This window comes from Kitasatospora sp. MAP12-44, from assembly GCF_029892095.1.
Classification (GTDB): Bacteria; Actinomycetota; Actinomycetes; order Streptomycetales; family Streptomycetaceae; genus Kitasatospora.
On sequence record NZ_JARZAE010000004.1, the window covers coordinates 5,381,192 to 5,398,144 of the forward strand.

The window sequence follows — 16,953 nt, forward strand, 5'->3', positions numbered from 1 at the left end:
CACGCGACGCAAAGGTGCCGGCCGCGCGACAGTGGGGCATCGCGCGACCGGCGTCTGCGGTGAGGGGACGGTCAGGGCCGAGGGGAAGGTCAGACCGGCAGCGACCAGGCCTGGTTGGCCTGGTGGTCGCCGCAGGTCCAGGTGTCGAGCTTGGTCCCGCTGGTGCTGCCGCCGCCGTAGACGTCCAGGCAGAGGCCGGAGCCGGCGTTCACCATGGTCCCGTCGGGCTTGGCGGTCCACTGCTGGGCCGTGCTCCCCGTGCAGGACGACAGCACGGCCGAGGACCCCGCCGAACTCCCGGACGCGGTCAGGCACTTCCCGAGCGTGCGGACGGTGCTGTCGGTGTTCAGGGTCCAGCGCTGGTTGGCGTTCCCGGTGCAGGCGTACAGGACGACCGGGTTGCCGTCGGTGGTCGCGCTGCCGGAGTCGTCCGCGCACTTGGCGCCGTTACCGGTCAGCTGGCCGGTCGGGACGGCGGCCGAGCAGCCCTGCGGGGTGAGCCGCCAGACGGCCGTGCCGTGCGCCGGCACGGTCGCGGTCAGAGCCGAGCTGGTGGTTGAACTCGTGCCGGTCCAGAGGTTCTTGGCGCTGACCGTGCAGCCGGGCAGGCCCACCGCGGCGAGCGTGGTGCTGACCGACTGCGCGGAGGACGAGCGGTTGAGGACGGCGACCGCCCGGTCGCCGTTGGCCAGCGGACGGGCGAGCACGTCGGTCGTCCCGTTGGTGGAGACCACGCCGGCCTGTCGGCCCGCGCTGTCCTGGTCCACCGCGACCAGGTCGCTGTTGCCGATCGCGGCGACGGAGGCCGGCGAGAGCGAGGCGACGTCGGAGGAGAGGATCAGCGGCGCGGCCATCATCGACCACAGGGCGACCTGGCTGCGCGACTCGTCGGCGGTCAGGCCGCCGTCGCCGGCGATCAGGAAGTCCGGGTCGTTCCAGTTGCCGGGGGCCGCGTAGCGGCCGATCCAGCGGTTGTAGCCGTAGTTGGAGAGCACCGAGCTCCAGCGCGAGGCGTTCGGCTTGCTCGCGTCGTAGGTCGCGATGTCCGAGCCCTCCCGCCAGAGTTGGCCGTCCTGGCCGACCCAGCCGAGCACCGAGAACCAGCTCGGGTTGCCCCACTCGCCGGTCTGGAAGTAGGCGGGGGCGGACTCGGAGAAGACGATGTCGCGTCCGCTGCCGGCCAGCGCGGCGGCCTCGGCGTCGTAGGCCTGGCGGTAGGACTGCTCCTGGGTCTGGCCGGGGGCGGCCCAGACGTTGCAGCCGTCCAGCTTGAGGTAGTCCACGCCCCACGAGGCGAAGCTGGCCGCGTCCTGGGCGAAGTGGTCGGCGCCACCGCCCTGGGGCTGGCCGCTTCCGGCGTAGCCTCCGCAGGTGGCGGAGCCGGCGTCCTCGTAGATGCCGAACTTCAGGCCCCGCGCGTGCAGGTAGGAGCCCAGCCAGGCCATCCCGTGCGGGAACTTCACCGGGTCGGCGACCAGGTTGCCGGCGCTGTCGCGGGTGCTCGTCATCCAGCAGTCGTCGACGGTGACGGTGGTGTAGCCCTTGGCGGCGAGGCCGGAGCTGACCAGGGCGTCGGCGTTGGCCGTGATGGTCTGCTCGTTCATCCCGCACTGGTAGTGCGCCCAGTCGTTCCAGCCCATCGGCGGCGTCGGGGCGAGCCGGGGGGAGGTGGCGGCAGAGGCGGCGGTGTGAGCGGCGGCCGGGGCCGGCGCGGCAGCCGGTACGGGGGCTGCGGCAGCTGCTGCGGAGCTGGTCAGGGGAAGGGCGGAGAGCGATAGCGCGGCCAGTGCGGCGGTGGAGAGCAGGCTGCGCAGTGTGCGGCGAACCGGTGGCACGGAGGCTCCTTCCAGGCGGCCCAGAGGGCGCCAGGGAAGTCGTTGGGGGGATGTTCCGAGCGGTCTGCTGTCTGCTGTGCGCAACCAGTGCAGCGTCACTGCACATTTGTGTCAAGAGTCGCGGCAAAGCGAGCATAAACAAACATGTCATGTCGCTGCCATGCGCCAGGACAGTCCAGGGCTCGGGGCAACAGGGGCGCGAGCCAGCAAGGTGCAAACAGCAAGCGGCCGGACCGGGGGCTCGCTCACCCCGGTCCGGCCGCCAAGCACGTGAGGCGCTACCCCTCCAGGTGCCCCGTCTCGTTCCACTGGTCGGGCAGCATCCCGTCGAACCCCGACCGCCACAGCCCGACCGAGCAGTTGGCCACCGGAGCGAGCGCCAGCAGCTGCTCCTCGCTGAGCCGCTCCAGGACGTACCGCAGCATCAGCACCACGTTGTCGTGCGCCACCAGCAGCACGGGCCGGCCGGCCTCCTGCGCACACAGGTCGCGCAGGCAGCCGCGCACCCGCAGGGCGACGTCCAGCCAGCTCTCGCCCCCGGGCGGGCGGTAGTACAGCTCGCCCATCTTGCGGCGCCGGGCGGCCTCCTCGGGCTGGTACTTCTCGATCGCCGCCTCGGTGAGCATCTCCAGCACGCCCAGCTCACGGTCGCGCAGCCGCTCGTCGTAGCGGACGGTGAGCCCCACCGGCACCGCGCCCAGCCCGGCGGCCTGGGCGAGCGCGATCCGCGCGGTCTCCGCCGTCCGGACGTACGGCGAGCACCAGACGGCGCGCGGCCGGTCGCTCGGGGCCAGCCCGGCCCACCAGCGGCCGAACGCCTGGGCCTGGGCCTGGCCGTGCATGGAGAGCGGGATGTCGGCGTCGCGGCAGGTGATCGGCACGGTCAGCGCCCCGCTGGCCTTGGCGAGCTGGAACTCCACGTTGGCGACGCTCTCACCGTGCCGGGTGGCGATCAGGACGGACGGCAGCGGGGTGGTCCCGGCACGCTGCTGGTGCCCGTTGAGGATGCTGCTCAGCTCTGCCATCGCGGTGCTCCCCGTGATTGGACGGTGTGGGGGCCGGCCGGACCGGAGGCGTGGCTGCCCCACAGCTGCTCGCGGATGATCGTGCCGCCACCTCCCAGTGTTGAGGGAGGTGGCGGCGCGATCACAGGGCGCGTGGCGAGGCGTTTAATGCGCCGCCACCGGCAGGGGCGCATCGACGTGCTCGGGGTCGCCCGACTCCGCGCTGTAGTCGGCGGGCGAGGTCTCGTCCACGCCGTCCGCGACCTTCGCCGCCCGCAGTACCAGGGTGAGCCCGACCGCGACCAGCAGGTTGAGCACGAAGGCGGTCAGGCCGACGTAGCCGATCTGGCCGATCACCGGGATCGGGGCCGAGTTGCCGCCGAAGTGCTTGGTGGCGGGGGAGGCCAGGCCGTACGCCTTCCAGGTCCCGTAGGCCATGCCGACCGCCCAGCCGGCGAGCAGCGCCCAGCGGTGGAACCAGCGGGTGAACAGGCCGCCGACCACCGAGACGAAGGTCTGCAGGATCCACAGGCCGCCGAGCAGCTGCAGGTTGATCGCGACCTGCTTGTCCATGCCGAGGACGAAGGCCAGCGCGCCGACCTTGACCAGCAGCGAGGCGATCTTGGCGACCCTGGTCTCCTGGGCGGGGGTGGCGTCGGGCTTGACGAACTCCTTGTACACATTGCGGGTGAAGAGGTTGGCGGCCGCGATCGACATGATCGCGGCCGGTACCAGCGCGCCGATCCCGATCGCCGCGAACGCCACGCCGGTGAACCAGGACGGGAAGAGCTGGCTGAACAGCTGCGGCACCGCGAGCTGGCTGTTGAAGCCCTTGACACCGTGACTGACGTTCGCCGTGACGGCCATGAAACCGAGCAGCGCCAGCAGTCCCAGCATCAGCGAGTAGGCGGGCAGGATGGCCATGTTGCGGCGCACGGTGTTGCGGGACTTGGAGGCCAGCACACCGGTCACCGAGTGCGGGTAGAGGAAGAGCGCCATCGCCGAGCCGAGCCCGAGCGTGGCGTACGTCCACTGCGCCGAGGGCGCGATGATCAGCGAGCCGATCGGCTTGCCGTTGGCCCCCTTGGTCTCGAACTTGGTCGCCGCCGTGTCGAAGATGTGCCCGAACCCGCCCAGCCGGTGCGGGATGTAGAGCACCGCGGCGATGATCACGACGTAGACCAGGGTGTCCTTGACGAAGGCGATCAGCGCGGGCGCCCGCAGGCCCGAGGAGTACGTGTAGGCGGCCAGCACCGCGAAGGCCAGGAAGAGCGGCAGGTCCTTGACGAACCAGTTGGAGTTCGCCCCGCCGCCGACCCCCAGGGTGTCCAGCACCGCCTGGATGCCGACCAGTTGGAGTGCGATGTACGGCATGGTGGCGAGGATCCCGGTCAGTGCCACCGCCAGCGAGAGTGCCTTGGAGCCGTAGCGGCCGCGGATGAAGTCGGCCGGCGTGACGTACCCGTGCACCCGGGCGACCGACCAGAGCCGGGGCAGGAAGGCGAAGACCAGCGGGAAGGCGATGATGGTGTACGGCACCGCGAAGAAGCCCGCCGCGCCGGTCGCGTAGACCGCCGCGGGGACCGCGATGAAGGTGTACGCCGTGTAGAGGTCACCGCCGAGCAGGAACCAGGTCACCCAGGTCCCGAAGCTGCGGCCGCCGAGCCCCCATTCGTCCAGGTGCAGGGCGTTCTCGGCGCGCCGCCAGCGCGAGGCGAGGAAGCCCAGCACGGTGACGCCGGTGAAGAAGAGCAGAAAGACCACCAGTGCGGTCGTGTTGACGCCGTGGCTCATCGCAGCGCACCTTCCCGGAGACGCAGCGCCTTGCGCTGCTTCTCCTCACGGGTGATCAGCAGGTAGGCGCCGACGGTGAAGACGGCCGACAGCGGCACCCAGAGCAGCTGGTACCAGTAGAAGAACGGGATCCCGTCCAGTCGCGGGGTGAGCCGCGCGTACGAGGAGACCCACAGCTCGGCGACGATCGGTACGAGCAGGCAGACCGCGGCGGCCACTCTGGAAGGGGTGATCACCGGCGGGGCACCTGGTGGCGCCTGCGGTGCGTCTGGAACGGTGGACATCGGGCGGCTCCGGCGGTTGCTGGGGATCACCGGCAGCGCCGCAGCGCACCGGTCACGGGACCGGTCCGCCCGCCGAGCAGCGCGTCGTGGTGATCGGCATGGATGCCACGGAATGTAGGGCACCAGGCAGCCGGCTGTCACCAGCGTTACCCAAGCGGATGCGAACAGTGGCGCACCCGATAGCGTGCCGCCATGCCCCTAGAACCGAACGCCACCCATATCTGGTGGGCCCGGCCGACCGACCTCCCGCAGTCGCTGCTCGCCCAACTCTCCGACGCGGAGCGGCACAAGGCCGCCGCTCTGCGCAGCGAGCCCGAGCGCCGCCGCTCGGTGACGGCGGCCCTGCTGCTGCGCGCCGCCGTCGCCGCATACACCGGCGCGCCCGCGGACCGGCTCGGCGAACTCCCCGTCGTCCGGCGGTGCGAGGAGTGCGGCGGGCCGCACGGCAGACCGCGTCTGGACGACAGCGCGCTCGAACTGACGGTGACCCACTCCGGCGAGCGGGTCGGGGTCGGTATCGCCGACGGGATCCGGATCGGCCTGGACGTCGAGCCGTTGGCGAACGCGCCGATCACCGAGGGGATGGCCGACATCGCCTGCACCCCGGCCGAGGCGCGCTGGATGGAAGCGCAGCCGCCCGCCGAGTTCCCCGGGGCGTTCCTGCGGCTCTGGACGGCCAAGGAGGCGGTGCTCAAGGCCTTCGGCACCGGACTGCTGAAGCCGCTGACCGAGGTGGAGCTCAAGCCGCCGACCGACGGCGGCCCGTTCACCGGCCCGGTGCTCTCCGGCGTGGAGGCCTGGCTCTACCCGGTCACGCCGGGCGAGGGCTACCTCGGCTCACTCGCGGCGCTGGCGCCGCTCGGCGCGATCCGCGAGCACGACGGCGACGCCCTGCTCGCGACCCTCCTCGCGACCCTCTGACCGTTCCTACGCCTGGCTGGGCCGCTGCAGCCGGGTGATGAACTTGTACCGGTCCCCGCGGTAGATCGAGCGCACCCACTCCACCGGCGCCCCCTCGGCGTCGAAGGAGTGCCGTGCGAGCTGCAGCATCGGCAGCCCGAGGTCGGAGCCGAGCAGCCCGGCCTCGCGCGGGTTGGCCAGCGTGGTCTCGATGGTCTCCTCGGCCTCGGCCACCACCACGCCGTACACCTCGCGCAGCGCGGTGTAGAGCGAGTTGTGCTTGACCAGGTTGCGGCGCAGCGCCGGGAACCGCTTGGCGGACAGGTGGGCCACCTCGATGGCCATCGGGTCGCCGTTGGCCAGCCGCAGCCGCTCGATCCGCAGCACCCGCCCGCCGGGCTTCATGTCCAGCAGCGGGGCCAGCCGGTCGTCCGCGGTGACATAGCCGACCTCGATCAGCCGCGAGGTGGGCTCCAGGCCCTGCGCCCGCATGTCCTCGGTGTAGGAGGTGAGTTGGAGGGCCTGCGCGACCTTGGGCTTGGCGACGAAGGTGCCCTTGCCCTGGATCCGCTCCAGTCGGCCCTCGACGACCAGCTCCTGCAGCGCCTGCCGGACGGTCGTCCGCGAGGTGTCGAACTGCGCGGCGAGCGCGCGCTCGGGCGGTACGGGAGTGCCGGCCGGCTGGGTCTCGGTGAGCTGGAGCAGGTGTCGCTTCAGCCCGTAGTACTTGGGCACCCGCGCCGCCACCGGGTCCGTACCCGCACCGGTCGGTGCGGGCTGGTCGATCGGCTGGGGGTGGTTCGCCCGAAGCTGGGCCGTGGTGCCCCCGTCGCTGCTCATGGCCGCTTCTCCGCTCCTCGCGAGACCGTTGATGATCCCGCCGCCTCGTTAACGGCACACATCGTTGCACGTATGTCCGGGCGACGGGCACCTCATCACACGATGAACGATGAGCGGTGTCGGCTTGATAACGGGTGGTCCGGATTGGTCTTCGGCCCGTTGACACACCCATTGGTCTAGGCCAAGCTCCTGGCATCTGGTCTACACCACTGCAGACCAACCATGAATCCAAGCCCATCTCCAGGGTTCTCGACGCCCCTTCCCCACCGATTTGCAGGGGTTTGTCGCAGGCTTCCGACGGAGGGCAACCCGGGCATCCCTCAGGAGGATGGCGTGAAGCGTCAGCTCATCGCGGCGGTCGGCGTCGCAGCAATGGTCGTCGGTGTCGCGGCGTGTGGTTCGTCCGCCAAGAACAACGCGGGCAGCGCGGGGCAGTACAACGGCAAGACCGTTACCGCGTGGCTCATGTCCGGCTCCGCCCCGCAGTCCTGGCAGGACGGCGTCAAGGCCGACTTCGAGGCGCAGTACCCGGGTGCCAAGCTCAACATCCAGATCCAGAAGTGGGACGGGATCGGCGCCAAGGTCACCACCGGCCTCTCCGACAACTCCGTCGACGTCCTGGAGGTCGGCAACACCCAGACCGCGGGCTACGCGGCCACCGGCGGCCTGCTCGACCTGACCGCCGCCAAGGCCGACCTCGGCGGCAGCGACTGGGCCGCCAACCTGAACGCCTCCTCGGTGCTGGACGGCAAGCAGTACGCCGCGCCCTGGTACTTCACCAACCGCGTGGTCATCTACAACAAGGCGCTCTGGACCAAGGCCGGCATCACCGCGACGCCGAAGACCCTGGACGAGTTCTACGGCGACCTCGACAAGCTGAAGACCACCGCCGGCGTCTCGCAGCCGATCTACCTGCCCGGCGAGGAGTGGTACACCTACTTCGGCCTGCTCTCGGGCGCCGGCGGCCAGATTGCCAAGCAGAACGGCAGCACCTGGGTCGGCAACCTGGAGTCCCCGGAGGCCAAGGCCGCCTTCCAGACCTTCCAGAAGCTGCAGAGCTACTCCAGCGCCCCGAAGGACAAGGACGAGGCCACCCCGGAGCAGACCACGGTCTTCTCCAAGGGCGACGTGGGCGCGATGATCGGCCTGGGCTGGGAGGCTCCGGACCCCAAGGACATCCCGGCCGCCGACGTCGGCTACTTCGCGCTCCCCGGCGCGACCGCCGACAAGCCGTCCGGCGTCTTCCTCGGCGGCTCGAACCTCGCCGTCGCCCAGGACACCAAGAACCCCGACCTGGCCAAGGGTCTGCTCAAGATCATGCTGTCGGACAAGTACGAGGGCCAGATGGCCTCGACCGGCCTGATCCCGAACAAGCCGTCGCTGGACTCGCTGGCCACCACCCCGTTCGCCCAGGCGGCCATCCCGGCCAGCACCAACGGCGCCACCACGCCGAACACGCCGAACTGGTCGAACGTCGAGAACACCCCGAACCCGATCAAGGACTTCCTGGCCGCCGTCCTGCAGGGTGCGGACTACGACTCCACCGCCAAGAAGTACGACGCAACCATGACGCAGCTTCTCGGCCAGAAGCAGTAGTCCTGAGCGGCGCCGCCCACCCGGCCCTCCCCACGGAGGCGGTGGGCGGCGCCGCTGCCCTGTTGTGGCCACTTGTCGGGCCAGGTGTGAGGAAGTGAGAACCATGGCTGTGCATTCGGAGCGGGTGCGGACACGGTCCCCGGAGCCGGGGGACGCCATCGCCGGGAGGCACCCCGGCGGCGGCGCGGGCCCGAGCAGACCGGTCCCCGGTCCGAGCCTGCTGAGCCGCGGCGCGCCCTACCTGCTGCTGCTGCCGGCCATCGTGGCCACCCTGGCCCTGCTGGGCTGGCCGCTGGTCAAGACGTTCGAGCTCTCCTTCCAGAACCTGAACAAGCGCCAGCTGATCCTGCACCTGACCGAGTGGAACGGCTTCGCCAACTACACGGACCAGCTCACCAGTTCGGAGTTCTGGCACACCACCGGCCGCACGATCGCCTTCACAGCCGTCAACGTCGTGCTGATCATGGGTGGCGGCACGCTGGTCGGGCTGCTGCTCAACCGGCTCGGCAAGAAGATGCGGATCCTGCTCCAGGTCAGCCTGATGCTCGCCTGGGCGATGCCGATCGTGGCCGCCGCCACCGTCTTCAGCTGGCTCTTCGACTCCCGCTTCGGTGTCGTCAACTGGTTCCTGGACCAGCTGGGTTGGCACTCCATGGCGGACCACAACTGGTACAGCTCGCAGACCGGCACGTTCTTCGTGATCGTCCTGCTGATCGTCTGGCAGTCGATCCCGTTCGTCGCCTTCACCATGTACGCGGGCCTGACCACCATCCCGGCCGAGCTCTACGAGGCGGCCCGGATGGACGGCGCCGGAGCGTGGCGGATCTTCCGCTGGGTGGTCTTCCCCAGCCTGAAGCCGTTCTTCCTGAGCACCACGTTCCTGGAGATCATCTGGGTCTTCAAGTCCTTCACCCAGATCCTCGCCGTCAACGCCGGCGGCCCCCAGGGACTCACCCAGACGCTGCCGTTCTACGCCTACATCCAGGGCACCGGCAACCAGCACTACGGCATCGGCGCGACGATCGCCGTGCTCACCATCCTGATGCTGCTCGTGCTGATGGCGTACTACTTCCGGATCATTCTGAAGCAGGAGGACGAGCTGTGAGGCGCTCGATCATCGGACGCGGCTGGCCCAACGTCATCGCGGTCGTCCTCTTTGTCTTCTTCCTGTTCCCGGTCTACTGGATGTTCAGCACGGCCTTCAAGCAGAACACCGACATCGTCAGCAAGACCCCGGTCTTCTTCCCGCTGCGCGGCACGCTGGAGCACTTCAGCACCGCCACCGGCGCCGCGCAGTTCTGGGAGATGGTCGGCAACAGCTTCCTGGTGACCGTGCTCGCGGTGCTGGGCTCGCTGGTCATCGCGACGCTGGCCTCCTTCGCGATCGCCCGGATGAGGTTCCGCGGCCGCAAGTCCTTCGTCCTGGTGATCATGCTGGCGCAGATGGCGCCCTGGGAGGTCATGACGATCGCCGTCTACATGATCGTCCGGGACGGCGGGATGCTGAACAGCCTGGTCCCGCTGACGCTGTTCTACATGATGATGGTGCTGCCCTTCACGATCTGGACGCTGCGCGGCTTCATCGCCGCGGTGCCCAAGGAGTTGGAGGAGTCCGCAATGGTGGACGGCTGCACCCGGGCCCAGGCCTTCGTCAGGGTGGTGTTCCCGCTGCTCGCCCCGGGGCTGATGACGACCTCGCTGTTCGGCTTCATCACCGCCTGGAACGAGCTGCCGCTCGTGCTGATCCTCAACAAGGCCACCGGCCCGGGCACCGCGCAGACGCTGCCGCTGTGGCTGACGTCCTTCCAGTCGCTCTTCGGCGACGACTGGGGCGCCACGATGGCCGCCTCCACCCTGTTCGCCATCCCCGTGCTGATCATCTTCCTGTTCCTGCAGCGCAACGCCGTGGGCGGGATGACCGCCGGCGCAGTGAAGGGCTGAGTGGCCACCATGAGCATCCTCATCCCCAGCGTGCAGGACAGCGAGCAGCTGCACCGCGACGCCCTGACGGTCCTGCAGCCCGGCTTCGAGGGCACCGCCCCGCCCGAGTGGGTGCTTCGCAAGCTCGCCGCCGGCCTCGGCTCGGTCGCCCTCTTCGGACGCAACGTCACCGACCCGGCCCAACTGGCCGCGCTCACCGCCGCGCTGCGCCGGGAGAACCCGGACGTGCTGGTCGCGATCGATGAGGAGGGCGGCGACGTCACCCGCCTGGAGGCCGGTTCCGGCTCCTCCTGGCCGGGCAACCTCGCCCTCGGCGCGATCGACGACCCCGCCCTGACCCGCGACGTGGCCCGCGAACTGGGCCGCGCGCTGGCCGAGTGCGGCATCAACTACAACTGGGCGCCCTCCGCGGACGTCAACTCCAACCCGGGCAACCCGGTGATCGGGGTGCGCTCCTTCGGCGCCGACCCGGAGCTGTGCGCCCGGCACACCGCCGCCTGGGTGGAGGGCCTGCAGTCGGTCGGCGTGGCCGCGTGCGCCAAGCACTTCCCGGGCCACGGCGACACCGCGGTCGACTCGCACCACGGCCTGCCGGTGGTGGACGTCGACGTGGACCTGCTGCGCTCGCGCGACCTGGTCCCGTTCCGGGCCGCCATCGCGGCCGGCGCCAAGGCCGTGATGAGCGCGCACATCATGATCCCGGCGCTGGACCCGGTGCACCCGGCCACGCTCAGCCGGGCGGTGCTCAGCGGCCTGCTGCGGGCCCGCGCGGCGGACGGTGGCCTCGGCTACGACGGCCTGATCGTCACCGACGGCATCGAGATGGGCGCCATCGCCGACACCTACGGCATCGCGGAGGGGACGGTGCTGGCGCTGGCCGCGGGTGCCGACGCGATCTGCGTGGGTGGCGGCCTGGCGGACGAGGAGACCGTGCTGCGGCTGCGCGACTCCATCGTGGAGGCGGTCCGCTCGGGCCGGATCCCGCAGGAGCGGCTGGCGGAGGCCGCCGCCCGGGTGCGCTCACTGGGCAGCTGGGCACGGATCTCGGCTCAAGGCGGCAACGGCGAGCCGGACCTGTCGATCGGCCTGCGCGCCGCCCGGCGCGCGCTGCGGGTCACCGCGGCGCCCGGCCAGGCGTTCACCCCGGTGACGGACCGCCCGTACGTGGCCTCGTTCTCCCCGCAGGCGAACATCGCGGTCGGCGACGAGACCCCGTGGGGCGTGGCGGGCATGCTGGCCGCCCGGCTGCCCGGGACCAGGACCGAGAGCATCGGCCCGCAGGCCGCCGAGCCGGGGCGGTTGGACGCGCTGGTGGCCCGGGTGCTGGCGGCCGCCGAGGGCCGGCGGCTGGTGCTGGTCGTGCGCGACACGCACCGGCACGACTGGATGGCGGCGGCGCTGCGCGCCCTGCTCGCGGCCCGTCCGGACGCCCTGGTGGTCGAGATGGGCGTCCCGCAGGCCGAGCCGGTCGGCGCGCTGCACATCGCCACCCACGGCGCCGCGCGGGTCTGCGGCCTGGCCGCCGTCGAGGTGCTCACCGGGCAGCCGTCCGCGCAGTGCTGACGATAGGATCGGCCCTGGCACGAGTGTGCGGACTCGCCGCCGTAAGAGGTCCTCTCCGGGCAGCCGCCCGGCGGGGTTGAACCATCTCTTCATCGGAGGCTCCACAGATGTCCGACACGCAGACCAGCTCCGTGACCCCTGGACGGATCATGGCGGCGGAGATGGCCGAGCAGCCGGCCGTCCTGCAGCGCATCCTCGACGAGGGCGCGCCGAAGATCCGCGAGATCGCCGCCGAGATCGCCGCCCGCAACCCGCGCTTTGTGCTGCTCACCGCGCGCGGCACCTCGGACAACGCGGCGCTGTACGCCAAGTACCTGATCGAGGTCCTGCTCGGCAAGCCGGCCGGCCTCACCTCGATGTCCACCACTACCGCGTACGGCGCCAAGCCCGACCTGCGCGACGTGCTGGTCATCACGGTCAGCCAGTCCGGCGGCTCGCCCGACCTGGTGGCCTCCACCAAGGCGGCCCGCGAGGCCGGCGCGATCACCCTCGCGGTGACCAACAACCCCGGCTCGCCGCTGGCCGACGTCTCCGAGTTCCACATCGACGTCCTGGCCGGGCCGGAGAAGGCGCTGCCGGCCACCAAGACCTACACCGCCGAGCTGCTGGCGCTCTACCTCTTCGTCGAGGGCCTGCGGGGCGGCGACGGCGCGGCCGCCAAGGTGCTGCCGGAGCTGGCCGCGGGCATCCTGTCCCGGCACGCCGAGGTCAAGGCGCTGGCCGAGCGTTACCGCTTCGCCCAGCGCCTGGTGATCACCTCGCGCGGCTACGGCTACCCGACCGCCCGCGAGGCGGCGCTGAAGCTGATGGAGACCACCTACATCCCGGCCTCCCCGTTCTCCGGTGCCGACCTGCTGCACGGCCCGCTGGCCATGGTGGACAACGTCTCGCCGGTCATCGCCATCGTCCCGGACGGCAAGGGCGGAGAGGCCCTGCAGCCGGTCCTGGACCGCCTGCGGGGACGTGGCGCGGACCTCGTGGTGATCGGGCAGCAGGAGCAGGTGGACGCCGCCTCGGCGGGGTTCGCGCTGCCGGCCGGCGTGCCCGAGGAGGTCCAGACGATCCTGGAGATCCTGCCGTTGCAGCAGCTGGCCTACGAGGTCACCATCGCCCGCGGCCAGGACCCGGACGCCCCCCGCGCGCTGGCCAAGGTCACCGAGACGCACTGACCGCACGCGAAGGCCCCCGGATCGCTCGGCGATCCGGGGGCCTTCGCGCATCACTGCGGCGGGGAAGCACTACGGGCCACGGCGTCGACATGGGACCCTCAACCCGCCCTCCTTGCCCGGCATCGGGCAGGAGGGGCCCCTGACACCGCAGCCCGGAGCTGTCGTCCCTTCGACCGGGAAGCACTACGGGCCACGGCGTCGACATGGGACCCTCAACCCATGCGACACCGCAGCCCGGAGCTGTCGTCGGGCGCCACGTCCGCGAGGGACGCTCGGCAGCGGGACTGTGCGGGGTCCGGCTGCGGCGGCGACCGACCGAGGAGCGACCGCGCGCGGTCAGGGCAGTTGCGCGGGGGGTCTCTCCTTGGTGCTTCTTCATTGTGGACTAGACCAATCGGGGTTGTCCAGGAGTCCGCCGGGATTGGTCTGGACAACTGCGGCCAAGGCCCCCGGAACCCATCCCGGCTACGCTCGCCCTGTGCCCTCGTTGAACGAACTCGTCCGCCGCCACACCACCCTCACCGGTGCCGACGTGGAGTGGCTCCACCTGCTGGTCTCGGAGTGGCAGCTGCTCTCCGACCTCTCCTTCGCCGATCTGGTGCTCTGGATCCCGACCTGGGACGGCATCCGGTACGTCTCGGTGGCCCAGATGCGCCCGAACACCGGTCCGACCTCCTATCAGGACGACATGGTCGGCCATCTGGTCCCGCGCGGCCGCCGTCCGCTGCTGGACGCCGCCTTCGACGAGGGCCGGATCGTCCGCGAGGGTGACCCGGAGTGGCGCGAGGAGGTGCCGGTGCGGGTGGAGTCGATCCCGGTCCGGCGCGAGGGGCGGGTCCTGGGCGTGATCGCCCGCAACACCAACCTGCTCACGGTGCGGACCCCCAGCCGCCTGGAGCTCACCTACCTGCAGAGCGCCTCGGACCTGGCCCAGATGATCGCTGCAGGAACGTTTCCCTACGCCGGCGAGCAGGTCGACATGGACGCCGCGCCGCGGGTCGGCGACGGGCTGATCCGGCTGGACGCCGAGGGCATCGTCACCTATGCCAGCCCCAACGCGCTCTCCGCCTACCACCGGCTCGGCCTCACCACGGATCTGGTGGGTGGTCACCTCGGGCGCACCACCTCGGAGTTGTCGCTCCCGTCGCGCGGCGCGGTGCATGAGGCGCTGGTCAAACTGGCGAGCGGTTGGGCCCCCCGGCAGACCGAAGTGGAGGCCCAGGGCGGCGTGGTGACCCTGCGCGCCATCCCACTCAAGCCCAAGGGCGTGCACACCGGTTCGCTGGTGCTGGCCCGCGACGTCACCGAACTCCGGCGCCGCGAACGCGAACTGATGACCAAGGACGCGACCATCCGGGAGATCCACCACCGGGTGAAGAACAACCTCCAGACGGTGGCCGCGCTGCTGCGCCTGCAGTCTCGCCGGATGGACTCGGAGGCCGCTCGAGCCGCGCTGGACGAGGCGGTCCGCCGGGTCGGCTCGATCGCCATCGTGCACGAGACGCTGTCGCAGAACCTGGACGAGCGGGTCGCCTTCGACGAGATCGCCGACCGGGTGCTCGCCATGGTGATGGAGCTGTCGCACGAGGGCCAGGTGACGACCAGGCGCAGCGGCAGCTTCGGCATCCTCTCCGCCGACGTGGCCACCCCGCTGGCGATGGTGCTCACCGAGCTGCTGCAGAACGCCCTGGAGCACGCGTTCGGTCCCAAGGCGCCCGGCCGCGTCGAGGTCAGCGCACTGCGCGGCCGCGCGCCGGCCAGCGGCATGGGCTGGTCCGAGAGTTGGAACGGCGGCGCCAAGCCGGAGGAGTACCTGCTGATCACCGTGCAGGACGACGGACGGGGGATGCCCGAGGGCTTCGACCCGCAGAAGGCCGGCAATCTCGGCCTGCAGATCGTCCGCACGCTGGCGACAGGGGAGTTGGGCGGGACCTTCGACATGGTCGCGGCACCGGACGGCGGCACGAAGGTCGTGCTGGAGATCCCGGTCCGCTGACGGCGGGTCGCGCAGGCAGGGCCGGATAAGAGAAACGAGGCCCTGCCGACCGGGGGGGGTGGGTCGGCAGGGCCTCTCAACCCGTTCCGGCCGTCGGGGGGAGTCGGTCGGAACGGGGGCTCTTTGGTGGGGTGGCACTGTCGGCTGACAGCGGGCACCGGCAGGTCGCTCGCACCGTGGTGTTGCGTACGGTAAGCGTCCCAGGTCCACAATATTGCTCTGCGTGAACAGTATCAAGTGTCCGGGCCGAGCTGTGCCACAGCGGCCGCGCCGAGGCGCGGCCAGATCCTGCGGAAGGCTTCGACAGAGTGGCAGCGAAGCCCTTGATCGTATGGTGATCAGCTGGTCAGACGGGCTGACCGGTGGTGCTAACGTGCGGTATTACAGGAAGTCGCTCAGGCGGTGCGGGCGCGGTTGCGGGCGGCACGGCGCTTCATCGCACGACGCTCGTCCTCGCTCATACCGCCCCAGACGCCGGCGTCCTGGCCGGTCTCAAGAGCCCACTGCAGACACTGCTCCATGACGGGACAGCGGCGGCACACGGCCTTGGCCTCCTCGATCTGCAGCAGAGCAGGACCGGTGTTCCCGATCGGGAAGAACAGCTCCGGGTCCTCTTCGCGGCAGACTGCGCGGTGACGCCAATCCATGGTCGTCCAACTCCTCCTGCCGACAGGCGGTAGCCCGGTTCGGCGCTTCGATGGCTTGTGAATGTGAACGCTTTCACGAATCCCGCAACGGCAAAAGCGGCCGAAGGCCTCTACGGCCTGGCGGTCTGAGCTGAGGGGGGGTTCGGGCGAGTCCTGAGAGGTTCCCAGTCGGGATGCTCAGTGGGGATGCGTCGCGGTGTCCCGCTGCGACGTGTCCCGATCGCCATGTAGAGGTTCGCAAACCTCGGGCTCGGATACAACCCCCTTCGAGTAGGAATTTTTGATTCTTCGGTGTCGCCTAGCTCACAGCCCGTACTTCTATGGGGTGAAGGGGGCTAGCGCGTTCGAGAAGAAGGGCGGGACCCCCTTCTGGTCACACAATCACACGCAGTGCCCGGCGAACGCCTGTGAAACTGACGCGACTCCTGTCTCCAAGGTGGTCCCCATCGACCTGAAATGGGGCCGGTTCCTGTGAAACCAAGGTGAAGTGTCTGACGTCGTGATAGGAGACGACGTGTTTGCCGGTGGGTCCCTGGTCCCTTCCGGATTGGTCCGAAGGAGTGTGCGGCCGCAACATCTGACGGAGCGTACGAATGGTCCCGAGCGCCGTCATTCGAGTGACGCCGAAGACATCCAGATCAGTTTCGAAGGATGACTCGGGCGAGGGCACCACTGGGTGATTCCCCAAAAAGGTCCACGGGGAGGTGTTGGACACTATGGTCATCACCAGTCCGGACTGCGGTGCGCGCCCCGGAATCTCCACCGTTACCGGCCCATGGCGGCGGTGTTCACGCTCGGTGATGAAGTGCCTGACCGCCTCGCGGACGTAGAGCGCGTGCGTCGACCTGCGGCCCGACCTGCGCTGGGCCTCGACCCGGCCGACCACCCCGGCATCGAAGCCCAGGCCCGCCGTGAAGGTGAACCAGCGGTCCGGCAGCCCTTCCGACATCGCCTTGCCGAGCGAGATCGCCCGCTCCCGGCGGTTCTCCAGCGCGTCCAGCAGGACGCCGGTGGCCTCCACCGGGTGATTGGGCAGGCCGAGTGCCCGGGCGAAGACATTGGTGCTGCCGCCGGGGACCAGGGCCAGCCGAGGCACTCGTTCGGATGGTCCGTGGGCGAGCAGCCCGTTGACGACCTCATTGACGGTGCCGTCTCCGCCGAGCGCCACCACCAGGTCCACCGTGCCGTCAGAGGCGGCCTCGCGGGCCAGGTCCCGGGCGTGTCCGCGGTACTGGGTGACCGCGACCTCCAGCTTGAGATCACTGCGCAGGGCGTGTGTCAGGACATCCCTGGTACGGCCACTGGTGGTGGTGGCCTTCGGGTTCACGACCAGAAGCGCGCGCATGAGGCTCAGCCTACGGCCCGGCCCGTATCGGACGGCGGC

Annotated in this window: 14 protein-coding genes; 7 read left to right on the forward strand and 7 right to left on the reverse strand. The window is 70.3% G+C overall.

What is annotated here, in order from left to right; all coding sequences use genetic code 11:
- Positions 1-89: 89 nt before the first annotated feature.
- The 4 genes from P3T34_RS24915 to P3T34_RS24930 all read right to left on the reverse strand — a co-directional run bounded on the left by P3T34_RS24915 (position 90) and on the right by P3T34_RS24930 (position 4,917).
- Complete coding sequence (locus P3T34_RS24915; RefSeq protein ID WP_280668266.1) at positions 90-1,835, reverse strand: ricin-type beta-trefoil lectin domain protein; 1,746 nt, start codon at positions 1,833-1,835, stop codon at positions 90-92.
- Between the two features lie 278 nt (positions 1,836-2,113).
- Complete coding sequence (locus tag P3T34_RS24920) at positions 2,114-2,860, reverse strand: histidine phosphatase family protein (RefSeq protein WP_280668267.1); 747 nt, start codon at positions 2,858-2,860, stop codon at positions 2,114-2,116.
- Between the two features lie 144 nt (positions 2,861-3,004).
- Positions 3,005-4,633, reverse strand: coding sequence for a sodium:solute symporter (locus tag P3T34_RS24925; RefSeq protein WP_280668268.1), 1,629 nt, complete (start codon positions 4,631-4,633; stop codon positions 3,005-3,007).
- Positions 4,630-4,917 carry a DUF3311 domain-containing protein gene (locus P3T34_RS24930; protein WP_280668269.1) on the reverse strand — a complete coding sequence of 96 codons (288 nt, stop codon included), beginning with the start codon at positions 4,915-4,917 and terminating at the stop codon, positions 4,630-4,632. Before P3T34_RS24930 ends, P3T34_RS24925 begins: the two co-directional genes overlap by 4 nt.
- Before the next feature lie 192 nt (positions 4,918-5,109).
- On the opposite strand from P3T34_RS24930, the gene P3T34_RS24935 reads away from it, so the two are divergent.
- On the forward strand, positions 5,110-5,838 hold the full coding sequence (locus P3T34_RS24935; protein ID WP_280668270.1) for a 4'-phosphopantetheinyl transferase superfamily protein: 729 nt from the start codon (positions 5,110-5,112) through the stop codon (positions 5,836-5,838).
- 6 nt (positions 5,839-5,844) lie between these two features.
- On the opposite strand, the gene P3T34_RS24940 is transcribed toward P3T34_RS24935, so the two are convergent.
- Entirely contained in the window at positions 5,845-6,657 is an 813-nt protein-coding gene (locus P3T34_RS24940) for a GntR family transcriptional regulator (RefSeq protein ID WP_280668271.1), read from the reverse strand.
- 333 nt (positions 6,658-6,990) lie between these two features.
- Here P3T34_RS24940 and P3T34_RS24945 point away from each other — a divergent pair, with 333 nt between their 5' ends.
- The 6 genes from P3T34_RS24945 to P3T34_RS24970 all read left to right on the forward strand — a co-directional run bounded on the left by P3T34_RS24945 (position 6,991) and on the right by P3T34_RS24970 (position 14,922).
- A complete protein-coding gene (locus tag P3T34_RS24945; RefSeq protein ID WP_280668272.1) occupies positions 6,991-8,253 on the forward strand; it encodes an extracellular solute-binding protein in 1,263 nt (420 codons plus the stop codon).
- Between the two features lie 103 nt (positions 8,254-8,356).
- Positions 8,357-9,358: a sugar ABC transporter permease gene (locus tag P3T34_RS24950; RefSeq protein WP_280668273.1), complete on the forward strand. Its 1,002-nt coding sequence runs from the start codon at positions 8,357-8,359 to the stop codon at positions 9,356-9,358.
- Positions 9,355-10,194, forward strand: a complete 840-nt coding sequence (locus tag P3T34_RS24955; RefSeq protein ID WP_280668274.1) for a carbohydrate ABC transporter permease — start codon at positions 9,355-9,357, stop codon at positions 10,192-10,194. The genes P3T34_RS24950 and P3T34_RS24955 overlap by 4 nt, the downstream gene beginning before the upstream one ends.
- A gap of 9 nt (positions 10,195-10,203) precedes the next feature.
- Entirely contained in the window at positions 10,204-11,757 is a 1,554-nt protein-coding gene (locus P3T34_RS24960) for a glycoside hydrolase family 3 N-terminal domain-containing protein (RefSeq protein WP_280668275.1), read from the forward strand.
- Between the two features lie 107 nt (positions 11,758-11,864).
- Positions 11,865-12,926: an SIS domain-containing protein gene (locus tag P3T34_RS24965; protein WP_280668276.1), complete on the forward strand. Its 1,062-nt coding sequence runs from the start codon at positions 11,865-11,867 to the stop codon at positions 12,924-12,926.
- 487 nt (positions 12,927-13,413) lie between these two features.
- Positions 13,414-14,922 (forward strand): PAS domain-containing sensor histidine kinase, encoded by a 1,509-nt coding sequence (locus tag P3T34_RS24970; protein WP_280672367.1) that lies wholly within the window; start codon positions 13,414-13,416, stop codon positions 14,920-14,922.
- A 395-nt stretch (positions 14,923-15,317) separates the two neighbouring features.
- On the opposite strand, the gene P3T34_RS24975 is transcribed toward P3T34_RS24970, so the two are convergent.
- Positions 15,318-15,569, reverse strand: a complete 252-nt coding sequence (locus tag P3T34_RS24975) for a WhiB family transcriptional regulator (RefSeq protein ID WP_014138019.1) — start codon at positions 15,567-15,569, stop codon at positions 15,318-15,320.
- Positions 15,570-15,942: 373 nt separating this feature from the next.
- A complete protein-coding gene (locus P3T34_RS24980; RefSeq protein ID WP_280668277.1) occupies positions 15,943-16,914 on the reverse strand; it encodes a diacylglycerol kinase family protein in 972 nt (323 codons plus the stop codon).
- Between the last annotated feature and the right edge of the window lie 39 nt (positions 16,915-16,953).